This window comes from Ruegeria sp. YTSC003, from assembly GCF_059609785.1.
This window is the reverse complement of the sequence record NZ_JBXWMK010000002.1, coordinates 641,324-653,570: the sequence shown is the minus strand read 5'-3', so window position 1 is coordinate 653,570 and position 12,247 is coordinate 641,324. Positions and strand designations below refer to the sequence as shown.

Here is a 12,247-nt window from a genome sequence, read left to right as displayed (position 1 = left end):
GTGGTAGCCCGTAGGGGAATCGAACCCCTCTTTCCAGGTTGAAAACCTGGCGTCCTAACCGATAGACGAACGGGCCATCTGCCAATGGCACAAGCACAAGTGGTAGCCCGTAGGGGAATCGAACCCCTCTTTCCAGGTTGAAAACCTGGCGTCCTAACCGATAGACGAACGGGCCACGCTGGCTTGTGGAGGGCCTTTTACGGTTTACCTCTGACCCCCGCAAGCCGAAAAATGCAGGGATGCGAAACTTTTTTGGCAGGGCCGGAAATGGGCTCAGTTTGCCTCTGCCGCATCCTCCAGTCTCAGCTGAACGCTTTGCCGTCCACCCCATGTGTTCACCTCAAGCCGTCCGGCGAAATGAAAGCGCGCGCCGCCATGGTTGGACAGCTTTTCACCCATTGGTCCGTCAAAGGCTCCAAAGGCAATGGCATCAAGGCCGCCACCAACCCCGTCGGACAGCGACAGTTTCAGATGCGATTCCCCCACGCGCTTGGCAAATCGCACCTGCAAGTCCGGCAACGCATAGCGCGGGGCAGGGGCGCTGGCCCCGAAAGGACCGGCTTTTTCTATCTGTTCGATCAGATCGACCGAAGCTGCGCCCGGCATAAGCGCTCCGTCTAGCTTCATGTCTGCAGGTCCGCCTTTGCCCGCGCCTTGTTTGGCCAACAACGCGCTGAGCCGTTCCATGGCCGGTTCCAACTGATCCCGCATAACGGTCAGCCCTGCGGCCATCTTGTGCCCGCCGCCTTTGACCAAAAGTCCCTCGGCCGCCAATCGTTGGATGGATGCCCCTAGGTCAACGCCAGAAACCGACCGCCCTGAACCCTTGCCTTCATCACCGTCAAAGCCGATGACAATAGCGGGTCTGTTGGCGTTTTCCTTGAGGCGGGATGCCACGATGCCGACAACGCCGGGATGCCACCCTTCGCCCGCCGCCCAGACTAAGGGGGCATCCAGCCCACGTTCCTCGGCCTGTTCCAGCGCCGCTGCACGGACTGCGTTTTCGATATCACGACGCTCGGTGTTCAACTCATCCAATCTTTGAGAAAGCGCTTCGGCTTCGGTCATCGAGTCCGAGCTGAGCAGTCGCGCGCCCAGATCCGCTTGACCGATCCGCCCGCCCGCATTGACGCGCGGACCCAGAAGAAAACCCAGGTGATAGCTGGTAGGCGCTGAATCCATACGCGCCACATCCGACAGCGCCACTAATCCTGGTCGTTGCCTCTGTGCCATGACCTTAAGGCCTTGCCGCACCAGCGCCCGGTTCGCGTCAATCAGCGGGGCCACGTCTGCAACGGTTGCCAATGCCACAAGATCCAGCAACCCGATCAGGTCGGGACCCTTAACCTGAGCCTCACGCAGTTGCCGTCCGGCCTCAACCAGCATCAGAAACACCACCGCAGCAGCACAGAAATAACCCAGGTCGCCGCTTTCATCCTGCCGGTTCGGGTTCACTACGGCCACGCAATCCGGCAGCGTTTCACCACCAAGGTGGTGGTCCAACACAATGACATCCGCGCCTTTTGCCGCCGCGATAGGTTCGTGGCTGAGCGTTCCGCAGTCCACGCAGATAATCAGGTCATGCGCGGCCGCCAGTTCCTGCATTGCAGGCACGTTCGGCCCATAACCCTCATCAATTCGGTCTGGCACATACAGCGTGGCTTGCAGCCCCATCTGACGCATCCAGACAAGCAACAAAGCCGCCGAACTGCCCCCATCGACGTCGTAATCGGCAAAAACCGCGATCCGCTGCTTGTTTCGGACAGCTTCCAAAAACCGCGTTGCGGCGGTCTCCATATCTTTCATGGACCGGGGATCAGGCAGCAATTCCTTCAGCTTTGGTTCAAGAAAGCTTTCGGCTTCCACGGGGGGCACGCCGCGCCGCGCCAGAACCTGACAAACCGCACGTGGCAGCCCGGACTGTTGCACCAGCATTTCCGTGGCCCGTTCGACCTCGGCCTCCGGTCCGATCCAACGCCGCCCGGTCAGTGACTGCTCAACCCCTAAAAAGCTCATGCCTGCCTCTCATATGCTAAGGCCGGACCCTCTCGGATCCGGCCTCATTGTATCTATCGAAACCTCTGTCAAAGGCAAAGGTGCAAGCCATCACGCGTTGTCGTGCGGCCAGGTTGGCGTGCGGTAGGACATGCGGCGCACCGAACCGGTTTTGGAACGCATCAGCAGGGTGGTGGTTTCAACCCAGCCCGGCTGGCGTTTGATCCGCGGCAGCAAGGAGCCACCGGTCACGCCAGTTGCGGCAAAGATCACGTCTGCGGTTACCATCTCATCGCGAGAATAAACGCGGTCCAGATCGGTGATACCCGCCTTGGCGGCGCGGCCACGCTCGTCGTCGTTGCGGAACAGCAGGCGGCCAAAGATCTGACCACCCATGCATTTCAGCGCGGCAGCGGCCAGAACGCCCTCGGGCGCTCCGCCTTGCCCCATGTACATATCGATGCCGGTCTCTTCGCTTTCGGCACAGTGCATGACGCCGGCCACGTCACCATCGGTGATCAGGCGGATCGAGGCGCCGGTTTCGCGCACTTCAGCGATCATCGCTTCGTGGCGGGGACGCTCCAGAATGCAGACGGTGATGTCGGCAGGCTTGCAGCCTTTGGCATTGGCCAACGCTTCAACACGCTCGCGTGGGCTCATGTCGAGGTTCACGACGCCTTCCGGAAAGCCCGGACCAATGGCCAGCTTGTCCATATAAACATCGGGTGCGTGCAGCATTGATCCGCGCGGCCCCATGGCGATCACGGTCAGCGCGTTCGGCATGTCCTTGGCGGTCAGAGTCGTGCCCTCAAGCGGATCCAGTGCGATATCCACACCGGGGCCGTTTCCGGTGCCGACCTCTTCGCCAATATACAGCATCGGTGCTTCGTCACGCTCGCCTTCGCCGATGACAACCACGCCGGCAATGTCCAGCAGGTTCAGCTGTTCGCGCATCGCGTTTACAGCCGCCTGATCCGCAGCCTTTTCGTCACCACGTCCGACCAGCGAGGCCGAGGCCAGTGCGGCCTGCTCTGCGACCCGTGCAAGGCCCAGAGACAACAGACGGTCGTTGAAATCGATTTTGGCAGCGCTCATTTTTCGTATCCTCAGGTCAATAAAGGCGTTTCATCGGGCATAGCCTGCGTTTTGTGCAAGCCGCAAGGGTCAAACCTCTTCAATCCGCAGTGCGACGGGCTCACCCGACACGACATCGGTCGCGCGAAGCCCTTCCAAAGCGACATCCAAAGTGGCCCGCGTGGTTTTGTGGGTCACAATCAGAACCGGCGCGGTGGCTTCGGTGTGCCCGTATTGGCGCATCCGGTCGATCGAGACGCCCGCGTCACCCAGAATGGCGGCCACTTTGGCCAGTGCACCGGGTTTGTCGAACAGCGCGAGGCGCAGATAGTAGGGGGCGGGCAGGCCGGTAATAGCGGGTTTTGCGTCTTCCAATGTTGTTGCTGGGCGGCCAAAGGTCGGGATTTGCAACCCCCGCGCCAGATCGCAGACGTCACCCATCACGGCGCTTGCCGTTGGACCCTCGCCCGCACCGGGGCCGCGCAGGACGACCTGATCGACTGCGTCGCCTTCGATGACGACCATATTCGTGCCGCCTTCCAGCTGACCCAAGGGCGAGCCGCTGGGTACAAGGCATGGCTGCATCCGCTGTTCCAGACCGCGTGCCGAGCGCTGAGCGACACCCAGCAACTTGATACGATAGCCCATGTCGGCTGCCTGATGAATGTCATCCAGACTGATATGCTGGATGCCTTCGATCTGGATGCCGTCGAAATTCGGTTTGGTGCCAAACGCGATCGAGGACAACAGCGCCAGCTTGTGCGCCGCGTCGATGCCGCCCACGTCCAGGTTCGGGTCAGCCTCGAGGTAGCCCAGCTCGGCACATTCTTCGAACAGCGCGTTATACCCCAGCTCCTGCGATTGCATCCGCGTCAGGATATAGTTGCAGGTGCCGTTCATCACGCCCATGACGCGGGTGATCTCGTTCCCGGCCAGCCCCTCGGTCAGGGATTTGATCACAGGGATACCACCAGCAACGGCCGCTTCGAAACGGATTACACGGCCTGCGGCCTCGGCTTTTTCAGCCAGCTCCTGACCGTGAATGGCCAACAAAGCCTTGTTTGCGGTCACCACATCCTTGCCAGCGGCCAACGCGGCCTCGACCGACGCTTTGGCGAGGCCGTTTTCGCCGCCCATAAGTTCGACAAAAATATCGACATCGTCGCGCTGCGCCAAAGCAACGGGATCAGGCTCCCATGCATACTCTGACAGGTTCACGCCACGGTCTTTGTTTGCGTCGCGTGCAGAAACAGCGGTGATTTCGATCGCACGACCTGTACGCGCCTGCAGCAGGTCCGAATGGCGGCGCACGATCCGTACGACACCCACGCCAACCGTTCCCAAGCCCGCAATTCCCAGCCGCAGCGCCTGTGTCATCCCGTGGGTTCCTTTCCGCTCGAATGTCCTTGGTTTCGGGCTGTTTGCCCGTTCAAAGGTGCCTTAACGGGTTCGGCGCCGAGGCGCAATCCGAGACAGCGGTAACAGTCGGTTGAAACGCTAAAGGTCAGTTGGTTTGTGCGTTCTGCAGCGCTTCGGCCCTTTTGGCCAGCGCTTCGCGGCGCGCGGTCAGGTCTTCTTCAACCTCGGCCGCTTCGTTCACGGGATCTATGGGCGGGCCAAGAATATCCTGAAGTGGGACCAGCTTCGGATACGCGGCCGAGCGCACATTCGGCTGCTCGCGTCCTTCCAATTCCGGAAAGTCCGTGCAGGCAGCGCAAGTCAGAAGCAGGACCAACAATGGCAGAGGCTTCATAACGAACCCTTTCAATTACGACTTAGACTGTGATGCACCTTTTGCTGGGGTCGTTCAAGCGGGGTTCTATATGAACGCTTGTTCATATACGATGGCGGTATGGCACGTACTCAAGGTTCACATTCCGATATCACCGGCCCGCGCATTCGAAAAGCAGCGCTGGGGCTGTTTGCCCGACATGGCTATGCAGCCGTGTCCATGCGCCAGATCGCAAAGGAGGTGGGCGTACAAGCAGGTGCTCTGTATAACTATACGCCAGACAAGCAAAGCCTGCTTTATCGCCTGATGCATGACCATATGCAGGATCTGTTGGCCGCATACGATGAGCTTGAAAAACCTGCCGATGCAGAGGCTGCGCTGCGCCGCTTTGTGGGCTTTCACATTCGGTTTCATATGGAGAGACCGGACGAGGTCTTCATCGCATATATGGAACTGCGAAACCTGTCGCCAGAAAACTTCTCTGAGATCGAGGGTCTGCGCAGGGCCTATGAGGATTCGCTTGAAGCTATCTTGCGGGACGGTCAGCAGGCTGGACTGTTCTCGGTTGCCGATACCAAGATCGCGACCCTGGCCGTGATCGCCATGCTGAACGGTGTTATGACATGGTATCGCGCTGGCGGTCGATTGTCGCTGGATGAGGTCGAGCAGGTCTACTGGGATATGGTCAGGCGCGCCGTAACTGCCTGACCAGCATTTCTTTTTCAGTGCGCTGCGCGAATGAATGTGCCGTTGCGCAATTCTTTGAACGCTTGTTCCAGTTCGGCCCGCGTGTTCATGACAATCGGTCCGTGCCAAGCAACAGGCTCATCAATCGGCGCGCCCGAGATTAACAGAAACCGAACCCCTTCTGGACCGGCCTGGACTGTGACCTCATCACCGGTTCCGAACCGAACCAGAGTGCGGTCACCGGACAGATCGCGAATGTTGACCTCTTGTCCCGCGACTTCTTTTTCCAAAAGCACGCCGGTGGGTTGTGATGCATCGGCAAAGGCCGCCTGACCTTGGAAGATATAGGCAAACGCCCGGCGGTAGGTGTCGATGCGAAAGGTCTTTTTCACCCCGGCCGGAATTTGAACGTCCAGATACTGCGGATCGGCGGCAATGCCATCTACGGGACCTGTCTTTCCCCAGAACTCACCAACAATGACACGTACAGTGGTGCCGTCGTCATCAGTGACCGCGGGGATCTCCTTGCTTTGGACATCCTGATAGCGGGGCGTTGTCATCTTTTGATCCGACGGTAGATTGCCCCACAACTGGAACCCGTGCATTTGCCCCGCACCGTTTCCCTTGGGCATTTCCTGATGCAGGATTCCGGACCCGGCGGTCATCCATTGAACGTCGCCTGCGCCCAAAGTGCCGGTGTTGCCCAGCGAATCCGAATGCTCGACCGAGCCGGACAGGACATAGGTGATGGTTTCGATGCCGCGATGCGGATGCCAGGGAAAGCCTGCTTGGTAATCCTCGGGGCGGTCATTGCGGAAGTCGTCGAACAACAGGAACGGGTCAAGCTCGGAGGGGTCCTGAAATCCGAAGGCCCGGTGCAATTTGACGCCTGCGCCTTCCATGGTTGGCACGGCCTGGCGGGTTTCCAATGTTGGTCTAAGGGACATGATGGCCTCCTGAATTTGTGGGCATCATGTATGCCGTTGGCGATATGCGTCAATTTGCGTGCAAACACGGGTGCTGTGCGCAATTCCATAGTCGGCTTCCCTCTGTTTTTCGGCACACAAAGCGGATAAACCCAGACCGAGCAGAGCAGGGGATGTCAATGCAACAAGAAATTCTGGCCACGGTCCGACCTTCATCATCCAGGCGCTGGATAGGGGTCGGGATGCTGTCGACCGTGGGTGTGTTGGTCATCTATGTCGCTTTGACCACGCCACCGGAACCGGCCTGGCTTGTTTTTTTGCTTGTCGTTGGTGTGGCGGCGTTCTGGCTAGCCTATCGCATGTGGCAAGCCACCAGCGACTGGATCGAGCTGACAGAGACTGAATTGCGGACCGGATCGGGGCAGGTGATTACGCGTGTCGAAGATATCGAGACCATCGATCAGGGGGTGTTTGCGTTCAAACCGTCAAATGGATTTTTGTTGAGGACAAAGGAAAGCGCAGGAAACAGCTGGGCACCGGGACTGTGGTGGCGATTGGGGCGCCGTGTTGGCATCGGCGGCCTGACCACGGCCGCCGAAACAAAATTCATGATACAGGTGCTACACCCACTGGCTCTACATCCTGCTGACAGAAGTGATCAGAAACGTTCCCCTTGACGATTGGAACAAAACGCGGACGCGTGAAAACAAAGTTATTGAATGTGTGATCTCTGTCCAGCCAAGTGGTGTTCAGCAATGGAACGTAGTCTTTCGACGTTTCGACAATGATCATAGTGTCCAAATCCGCCATTTCCGGAAGCAATTCAACCAAAGGGTCGAGGTTGTCATTGGTCCAATTGCCCTCGAACCCGCAAGTTGTCGACCACTCAATTCTATAGCGCTCTTCTGTACCCGCATCTACATCTGCAGCGATGTACTGGATTACCGACAAACGCATTTTTAGCGGTGAATTGTCGGTCACCATACGGTTGTATACCAAATACATAGATTCCGCATAGTTATCGGTAATTGCATCCTCACCTTCACGTGAAATCAAGTCACTTACTGTGTACGCAGCTTTTAGGTTGGCGGTGTTTTCGCGAAAACCATCAAAGTACGTATATGTAAGTGTAACAGTCCATACGAGGAGAGGTAAAATAATAGCCGTCTCCACGGACAGGTTGCCGTTTTCGTTGCTCGCAAAAGTGCCAAGCGAGTGACGGATACGTGAAGCAATACGCGTCATTTTAAGGCTCCTGAACAAAGGTCGTCGTCGACGTAAGAGTGACCAGACCATCTTCGCCTGACAGAGCTCGCCCCATTGCCGTCGTGGGAAATACTGGATCGACCTTTGCACAGGCGCGCATGATCATCAGTGCGTTGGATCCGCCGTTTTGGAACACGGTAACAGGTTGAACCTCTTCCGCTCTGTCAACGCAGGTGGGCTCGACCGGAAAATCCAAAACGCCACGCGGATTCTGAACAATCATCTCCAAAAGCAGGTTGTCAGAGCATGCGTGCATAACAACCATATGGTCGCAGATGGCATTCTTGATTGTATCGTGCTCAGTATCCGGCAAATTGATCCCAAGTCGAATGTCGCGCACGACCAGATCCATAGAGCGATCCAGCATCGCTTTCTGAATCGTGACCAACGAGTATTCGATGACGCCTAGAATGAAGAATATGTACAAAGGGAACAGTATGGCGAACTCGACGGTCAACGAACCGTCCTCAGTTCGTTTGAACCTGATCACTTTTCCCAGAGCTTTGCGGATCATTGCGTCAGTCTCAGTTGTTTGATTGAAACGGCAATGGAGTCAAAAACTTGTGAAAGCGAGAGGTTATCGTCGCCCAGGCCGCCGCCGTCGTTGACTTTGAAAAAGAAGCCGTCGCCGCTAGAACAGTTATCGATGACCGTGGCACCTGCTTCCGGTGCTTCGAATGCAATGCCATAGACATCAACGTTCTTAGCCTTGATCGCACCGCAAATATCACTCACCCTAGTGTTTTTGGTTCCGCTACCAATCGTTGTGAAGGCATTGTTGTACCAGTCTCGAGTGCGCTGGTATTCGAATGCATAGTTATACTCGGCGTTCCAGTCCAAGTTCACACGATTCCACAGTTCCGGGTAGGTCAGGCGGACGGATTCACCTTCTTCGTTGAAGGGTTCCGTGTGCCCTCTTGTTCCCCTCCGGGTATAGAAAAACTCGGGCGGGTTTTCTGAGATTTGAACACTGTACTCACCAGAGCGAGTCAATGTTCTCCAGCAGTCGTATTTAACCCATACTCCGACGTCCCAGTCATAATACTCGCGACAGTTCCTATAGTCCTTTTCAATACTTGTGCTGGGATTGTACCAAACATCCGATAATCCGTCGCGCAAGTCCTCGTCCAAAATCCAATTGCTGGTGTTCTGCCCGTCTGTCATGACAATCATGATCTTTTTGACATTGGACTCATATGCCAGAGGGCGGTTGCTAAAGGTCGGTGGAACGACTTTGGGGGGAATGTTTCCATCCGCGTCTTTTCCCGTTTCCGGATCAACTACGACGTTCGGGTCGGCGTTCTGCGTTGATAGTCTGCTGATGACCGGCTGGAATTGGGGATCCAGCAGTGCGGCACCCCATTTGACTCCGATATCAATCGACGTGTTTCCGCCCGCAGTCATGGCGTTTATCTGCTTGTGCAGGTCAGTTTTGATATTGGTTACCGGCGTGATGGAACTGCCGGCTCGGGTAGTGCAAACTGAATAGGAGTGGGATTCTCGATCGTATCGGTCACTTTTGTTAGAGCGGTCGAAATGCGCTGTGCGATTGAGTGTTTTGTTCGGATCAATCCAAGATTCTTTGAATTGGTCTTCGATTTCGGTGTCCTTGAAATCCACGCAATTGGAATAACTGTGTTCTGTCGTAACACCCGGCATGTTGTCCAAAAGGTTCGCGCCAGCGTTCACCTGGTTGTTGTAGGGTATGATCGAGATAGAAATCTTGTCCGGGTCTTCGCCAAGATAGATCGTATCCACGAATTGTACGGCGGCCTCTCGAAGCGCCTGTATCTTTGTTTTACCCTCTGTTGCGGATGGATCGCCCATTGAGCCGGAAATATCCAGAACCAACGCGATTTCGAGCGACCCAATGGCCTCTTCAGCAACGCTTGTTACCGAAGCTGTCAGTGTGGGATACCCAAAAAACCACATGAAGTGTGTAGGGACGTCGACTTTAGCGTTTGCGGTAACTTTTCTTGATCCGATGGTCGGATCATCAAAAACGATAGGTTCTTCGGTAAGATCGCCGCGGACGTCGGATTTCTCAATGTAAGAAATGACTACATCTTTTGGGGCGAGTTTTTGTTTGACGTTGGCCGCTGCAAGAACCGCACGGTCCAGAGTTCCTTGAAGGCTCGCTCGGTCACGCTCAAAATTCATAATGTCAACGCCGATACCTGCTGTCGCAAATATGAGCAAAAACCCAACAACCACAAAGATCGTGAACACGCCACCGTCCTCGTCGCGTGAAAAACGACGAGCAGCAGCGGCTGCGTTCTTATAATTCTTGGCGTTGCACTTAAATACGCGCATTTTCATCTAGCCGTCCTCGCTGAGCAGATATCCGACGCTGCTAAGGAAAAGTTAACGTATGAAAACTAACGGCGAATCGTGGCGTGAATTGGGCGGAAGCGCCAGAGTTATGGCAACTTTGGGCTGGAACCGTAGATAATTGAACGACTTTTTCGCCTCTGTTTTCGGTCGGGCGACAATTATTCAGGTGTTGAGCCCAACGCGCGACTCAGCCCGGTCTGAGCGCCTTAATGACGATTTCGGGTTTTATTGTTGCTTAATTATTGATCGTTTAGCCAATGGGTGCGACAAAACGTCAGAACGCTCGTCGTTCGTCGGCACGGAGGATTACATGACGGCCATTAATGAACCCAGCTTTCGCGAAAGTGTAGATTTGATGTTTAACAGGGCAGCGTCCCTTATGGACCTGCCGCCGGGGCTTGAGGAAAAGATCCGTGTCTGCAACGCCACCTACACCGTTCGGTTCGGCGTCCGCCTGCGCGGCGATATTCATACTTTCACCGGCTACCGCTCGGTTCATTCCGAGCATATGGAGCCTGTAAAGGGCGGTATTCGTTACGCCCTTGCTGTGAACCAGGACGAGGTCGAGGCGCTTGCCGCTCTGATGACTTACAAATGTGCTCTGGTCGAAACGCCCTTTGGCGGATCAAAAGGGGGATTGTGCATCGATCCCCGTAAATACGAAGAGCACGAGTTGGAGCAGATCACCCGCCGCTTTGCCTATGAGCTGGCCAAGCGCGATCTGATCAACCCCTCGCAAAACGTACCCGCTCCCGACATGGGAACGGGTGAGCGTGAGATGGCGTGGATGGCGGACCAATACGCCCGGATGAACACGACGGACATCAATGCGCGCGCCTGTGTGACCGGTAAACCACTGAATGCAGGCGGAATCGCCGGCCGGGTCGAAGCAACGGGCCGTGGCATCCAATACGCTCTGCGAGAGTTCTTCCGCCACCCGGAAGACATGCAAAAGGCAGGGTTGTCCGGCAAGCTGGATGGGAAACGTATCATTGTTCAGGGACTGGGCAATGTGGGCTATCACGCCGCAAAGTTCCTGAGCGAGGAGGACGGATCCAGAATTGTCGGCATCATCGAATGGGATGGTGCGCTGTATAATCCCGACGGGATCGACGTGGAATCCGTACGCCAGTGGATCGTCAAGCATGGCGGCGTCAGTGACTATCCAGATGCGACGCACTCGGCCGAGGGTGGTGCAGTTCTTGAAGAAGAATGCGATATCCTCATCCCGGCTGCTCTGGAAGCGGTTATCAACCTGTCTAATGCAGACCGGATCAAAGCGCCTTTGATCATTGAGGCTGCGAATGGCCCGGTGACTGCCGGTGCGGATGAGATTCTGCGCAAGAAGGGTACGGTGATCATTCCGGACATGTACGCAAACGCGGGTGGTGTGACGGTTTCCTATTTCGAATGGGTCAAGAACCTCAGCCATATTCGCTTTGGCCGTATGCAGCGCCGTCAAGAAGAGGCGCGGCATGAGCTGATCGTCAGCGAGTTGGAGCGGCTGGACCGTTACCTAGGCGATGCCTGGTCGATGTCGCCGGACTTTAAGGCCAAGTACCTTCGCGGTGCGGACGAGTTGGAACTGGTGCGCTCGGGCCTCGATGACACGATGCGCATTGCCTATCAATCCATGCGCGAAGTCTGGCACAGCCGTGATGATGTCGAGGATCTGCGGACGGCGGCCTATATTGTGGCCATCGACCGTGTGTCCAAAAGCTATCGCGCCAAAGGGCTATGATGGTTTGAAATCAGGGGCAGCCTGGCTTTGTCAGGCTGCCCCTACGATAAGGGCTGGCGGCCTCAACCCCGGCAGATACGCCGAAAACGGTAATGGCGGGCCGTGCCTGCGACAGGTAAGCTGCAGCGACAGAATCGATTACCGGAGTTTTCTATGTTGCGTATCGCCATTGCAGCCGCTTTGCTGGCTACCCCATTAGCTGCGGAAGAGACCAAAGAGCAAAGCTGCCAATATCAGGCAGACGTTGTTGCGGCGATCCAGAAGGCACGGTTGGACCGTGTAAAAGAGCGCAACGTGCCCCAGGCAGTTGCCGAAACCAGCCCGACTTGGCCCGAAAATTACAATGCTGCCATCCCGTTGATCGCGCCTTGGGTCTACGAACAAAAGATGCGCGACGTGCGCAAAAAGGATCTGGGCGCCGCCTGGCTTGAGCTGTGTTTGCAGCAATAATCCACAGCCCCATCATTTCCCTGTGGACAAACGCGCGTCATA

12 protein-coding genes and 2 tRNA genes are annotated in these 12,247 nt (G+C 56.3%); 4 read left to right on the top strand and 10 right to left on the bottom strand.

Annotated elements, in window-relative coordinates; translation table 11 throughout:
* Position 1: 1 nt before the first annotated feature.
* The 6 genes from AC2FFH_RS06990 to AC2FFH_RS06965 form a co-directional block, all read right to left on the bottom strand.
* A tRNA-Glu gene (locus tag AC2FFH_RS06990) sits at positions 2-76 on the bottom strand.
* Between the two features lie 24 nt (positions 77-100).
* Positions 101-175, bottom strand: a tRNA-Glu gene (locus AC2FFH_RS06985).
* A 98-nt stretch (positions 176-273) separates the two neighbouring features.
* Positions 274-2,016 (bottom strand): single-stranded-DNA-specific exonuclease RecJ, encoded by a 1,743-nt coding sequence (gene recJ / locus AC2FFH_RS06980; protein ID WP_496844039.1) that lies wholly within the window; start codon positions 2,014-2,016, stop codon positions 274-276.
* A gap of 90 nt (positions 2,017-2,106) precedes the next feature.
* Positions 2,107-3,090, bottom strand: a complete 984-nt coding sequence (gene glpX, locus AC2FFH_RS06975; RefSeq protein ID WP_058274789.1) for a class II fructose-bisphosphatase — start codon at positions 3,088-3,090, stop codon at positions 2,107-2,109.
* Between the two features lie 69 nt (positions 3,091-3,159).
* Positions 3,160-4,446: a homoserine dehydrogenase gene (locus tag AC2FFH_RS06970; protein WP_496844038.1), complete on the bottom strand. Its 1,287-nt coding sequence runs from the start codon at positions 4,444-4,446 to the stop codon at positions 3,160-3,162.
* A 127-nt stretch (positions 4,447-4,573) separates the two neighbouring features.
* Entirely contained in the window at positions 4,574-4,822 is a 249-nt protein-coding gene (locus AC2FFH_RS06965; protein WP_058274791.1) for a hypothetical protein, read from the bottom strand.
* Positions 4,823-4,921: 99 nt separating this feature from the next.
* On the opposite strand from AC2FFH_RS06965, the gene AC2FFH_RS06960 reads away from it, so the two are divergent.
* Positions 4,922-5,509 carry a TetR/AcrR family transcriptional regulator gene (locus AC2FFH_RS06960; protein WP_496844037.1) on the top strand — a complete coding sequence of 196 codons (588 nt, stop codon included), beginning with the start codon at positions 4,922-4,924 and terminating at the stop codon, positions 5,507-5,509.
* Positions 5,510-5,523: 14 nt separating this feature from the next.
* On the opposite strand, the gene AC2FFH_RS06955 is transcribed toward AC2FFH_RS06960, so the two are convergent.
* Positions 5,524-6,435, bottom strand: coding sequence for a pirin family protein (locus AC2FFH_RS06955; RefSeq protein WP_496844036.1), 912 nt, complete (start codon positions 6,433-6,435; stop codon positions 5,524-5,526).
* A 158-nt stretch (positions 6,436-6,593) separates the two neighbouring features.
* Between AC2FFH_RS06955 and AC2FFH_RS06950 the strand changes: the two genes are divergently transcribed.
* Positions 6,594-7,091, top strand: a complete 498-nt coding sequence (locus tag AC2FFH_RS06950; protein WP_496844035.1) for a hypothetical protein — start codon at positions 6,594-6,596, stop codon at positions 7,089-7,091.
* Here the strand turns inward: AC2FFH_RS06950 and AC2FFH_RS06945 are convergent.
* The 3 genes from AC2FFH_RS06945 to AC2FFH_RS06935 are packed head-to-tail and all read right to left on the bottom strand — an operon-like array spanning position 7,021 to position 9,999.
* A complete protein-coding gene (locus tag AC2FFH_RS06945; RefSeq protein ID WP_496722070.1) occupies positions 7,021-7,659 on the bottom strand; it encodes a TadE/TadG family type IV pilus assembly protein in 639 nt (212 codons plus the stop codon). The genes AC2FFH_RS06950 and AC2FFH_RS06945 overlap by 71 nt on opposite strands.
* Before the next feature lies 1 nt (position 7,660).
* Positions 7,661-8,194 carry a TadE/TadG family type IV pilus assembly protein gene (locus tag AC2FFH_RS06940; protein ID WP_496722072.1) on the bottom strand — a complete coding sequence of 178 codons (534 nt, stop codon included), beginning with the start codon at positions 8,192-8,194 and terminating at the stop codon, positions 7,661-7,663.
* Complete coding sequence (locus AC2FFH_RS06935) at positions 8,191-9,999, bottom strand: TadE/TadG family type IV pilus assembly protein (RefSeq protein ID WP_496766854.1); 1,809 nt, start codon at positions 9,997-9,999, stop codon at positions 8,191-8,193. The genes AC2FFH_RS06940 and AC2FFH_RS06935 overlap by 4 nt, the downstream gene beginning before the upstream one ends.
* Before the next feature lie 325 nt (positions 10,000-10,324).
* On the opposite strand from AC2FFH_RS06935, the gene AC2FFH_RS06930 reads away from it, so the two are divergent.
* The gene (locus AC2FFH_RS06930) at positions 10,325-11,755 is read left to right on the top strand and encodes a Glu/Leu/Phe/Val family dehydrogenase (protein ID WP_496704433.1); all 1,431 of its coding nucleotides are present in this window, start codon (positions 10,325-10,327) and stop codon (positions 11,753-11,755) included.
* Between the two features lie 153 nt (positions 11,756-11,908).
* Positions 11,909-12,205, top strand: coding sequence for a hypothetical protein (locus AC2FFH_RS06925; protein ID WP_496738824.1), 297 nt, complete (start codon positions 11,909-11,911; stop codon positions 12,203-12,205).
* The last annotated feature ends 42 nt before the right edge of the window (positions 12,206-12,247 follow it).

Bases quoted from the DNA above. Each gene is read 5' to 3' on its own strand.
- recJ (WP_496844039.1), bottom strand. From the start codon at position 2,016: ATGAGCTTTTTAGGGGTTGAGCAGTCACTGACCGGGCGGCGTTGGATC.
- glpX (WP_058274789.1), bottom strand. From the start codon at position 3,090: ATGAGCGCTGCCAAAATCGATTTCAACGACCGTCTGTTGTCTCTGGGC.
- AC2FFH_RS06970 (WP_496844038.1), bottom strand. From the start codon at position 4,446: ATGACACAGGCGCTGCGGCTGGGAATTGCGGGCTTGGGAACGGTTGGC.
- AC2FFH_RS06965 (WP_058274791.1), bottom strand. From the start codon at position 4,822: ATGAAGCCTCTGCCATTGTTGGTCCTGCTTCTGACTTGCGCTGCCTGC.
- AC2FFH_RS06960 (WP_496844037.1), top strand. From the start codon at position 4,922: ATGGCACGTACTCAAGGTTCACATTCCGATATCACCGGCCCGCGCATT.
- AC2FFH_RS06955 (WP_496844036.1), bottom strand. From the start codon at position 6,435: ATGTCCCTTAGACCAACATTGGAAACCCGCCAGGCCGTGCCAACCATG.
- AC2FFH_RS06950 (WP_496844035.1), top strand. From the start codon at position 6,594: ATGCAACAAGAAATTCTGGCCACGGTCCGACCTTCATCATCCAGGCGC.
- AC2FFH_RS06945 (WP_496722070.1), bottom strand. From the start codon at position 7,659: ATGACGCGTATTGCTTCACGTATCCGTCACTCGCTTGGCACTTTTGCG.
- AC2FFH_RS06940 (WP_496722072.1), bottom strand. From the start codon at position 8,194: ATGATCCGCAAAGCTCTGGGAAAAGTGATCAGGTTCAAACGAACTGAG.
- AC2FFH_RS06935 (WP_496766854.1), bottom strand. From the start codon at position 9,999: ATGAAAATGCGCGTATTTAAGTGCAACGCCAAGAATTATAAGAACGCA.
- AC2FFH_RS06930 (WP_496704433.1), top strand. From the start codon at position 10,325: ATGACGGCCATTAATGAACCCAGCTTTCGCGAAAGTGTAGATTTGATG.
- AC2FFH_RS06925 (WP_496738824.1), top strand. From the start codon at position 11,909: ATGTTGCGTATCGCCATTGCAGCCGCTTTGCTGGCTACCCCATTAGCT.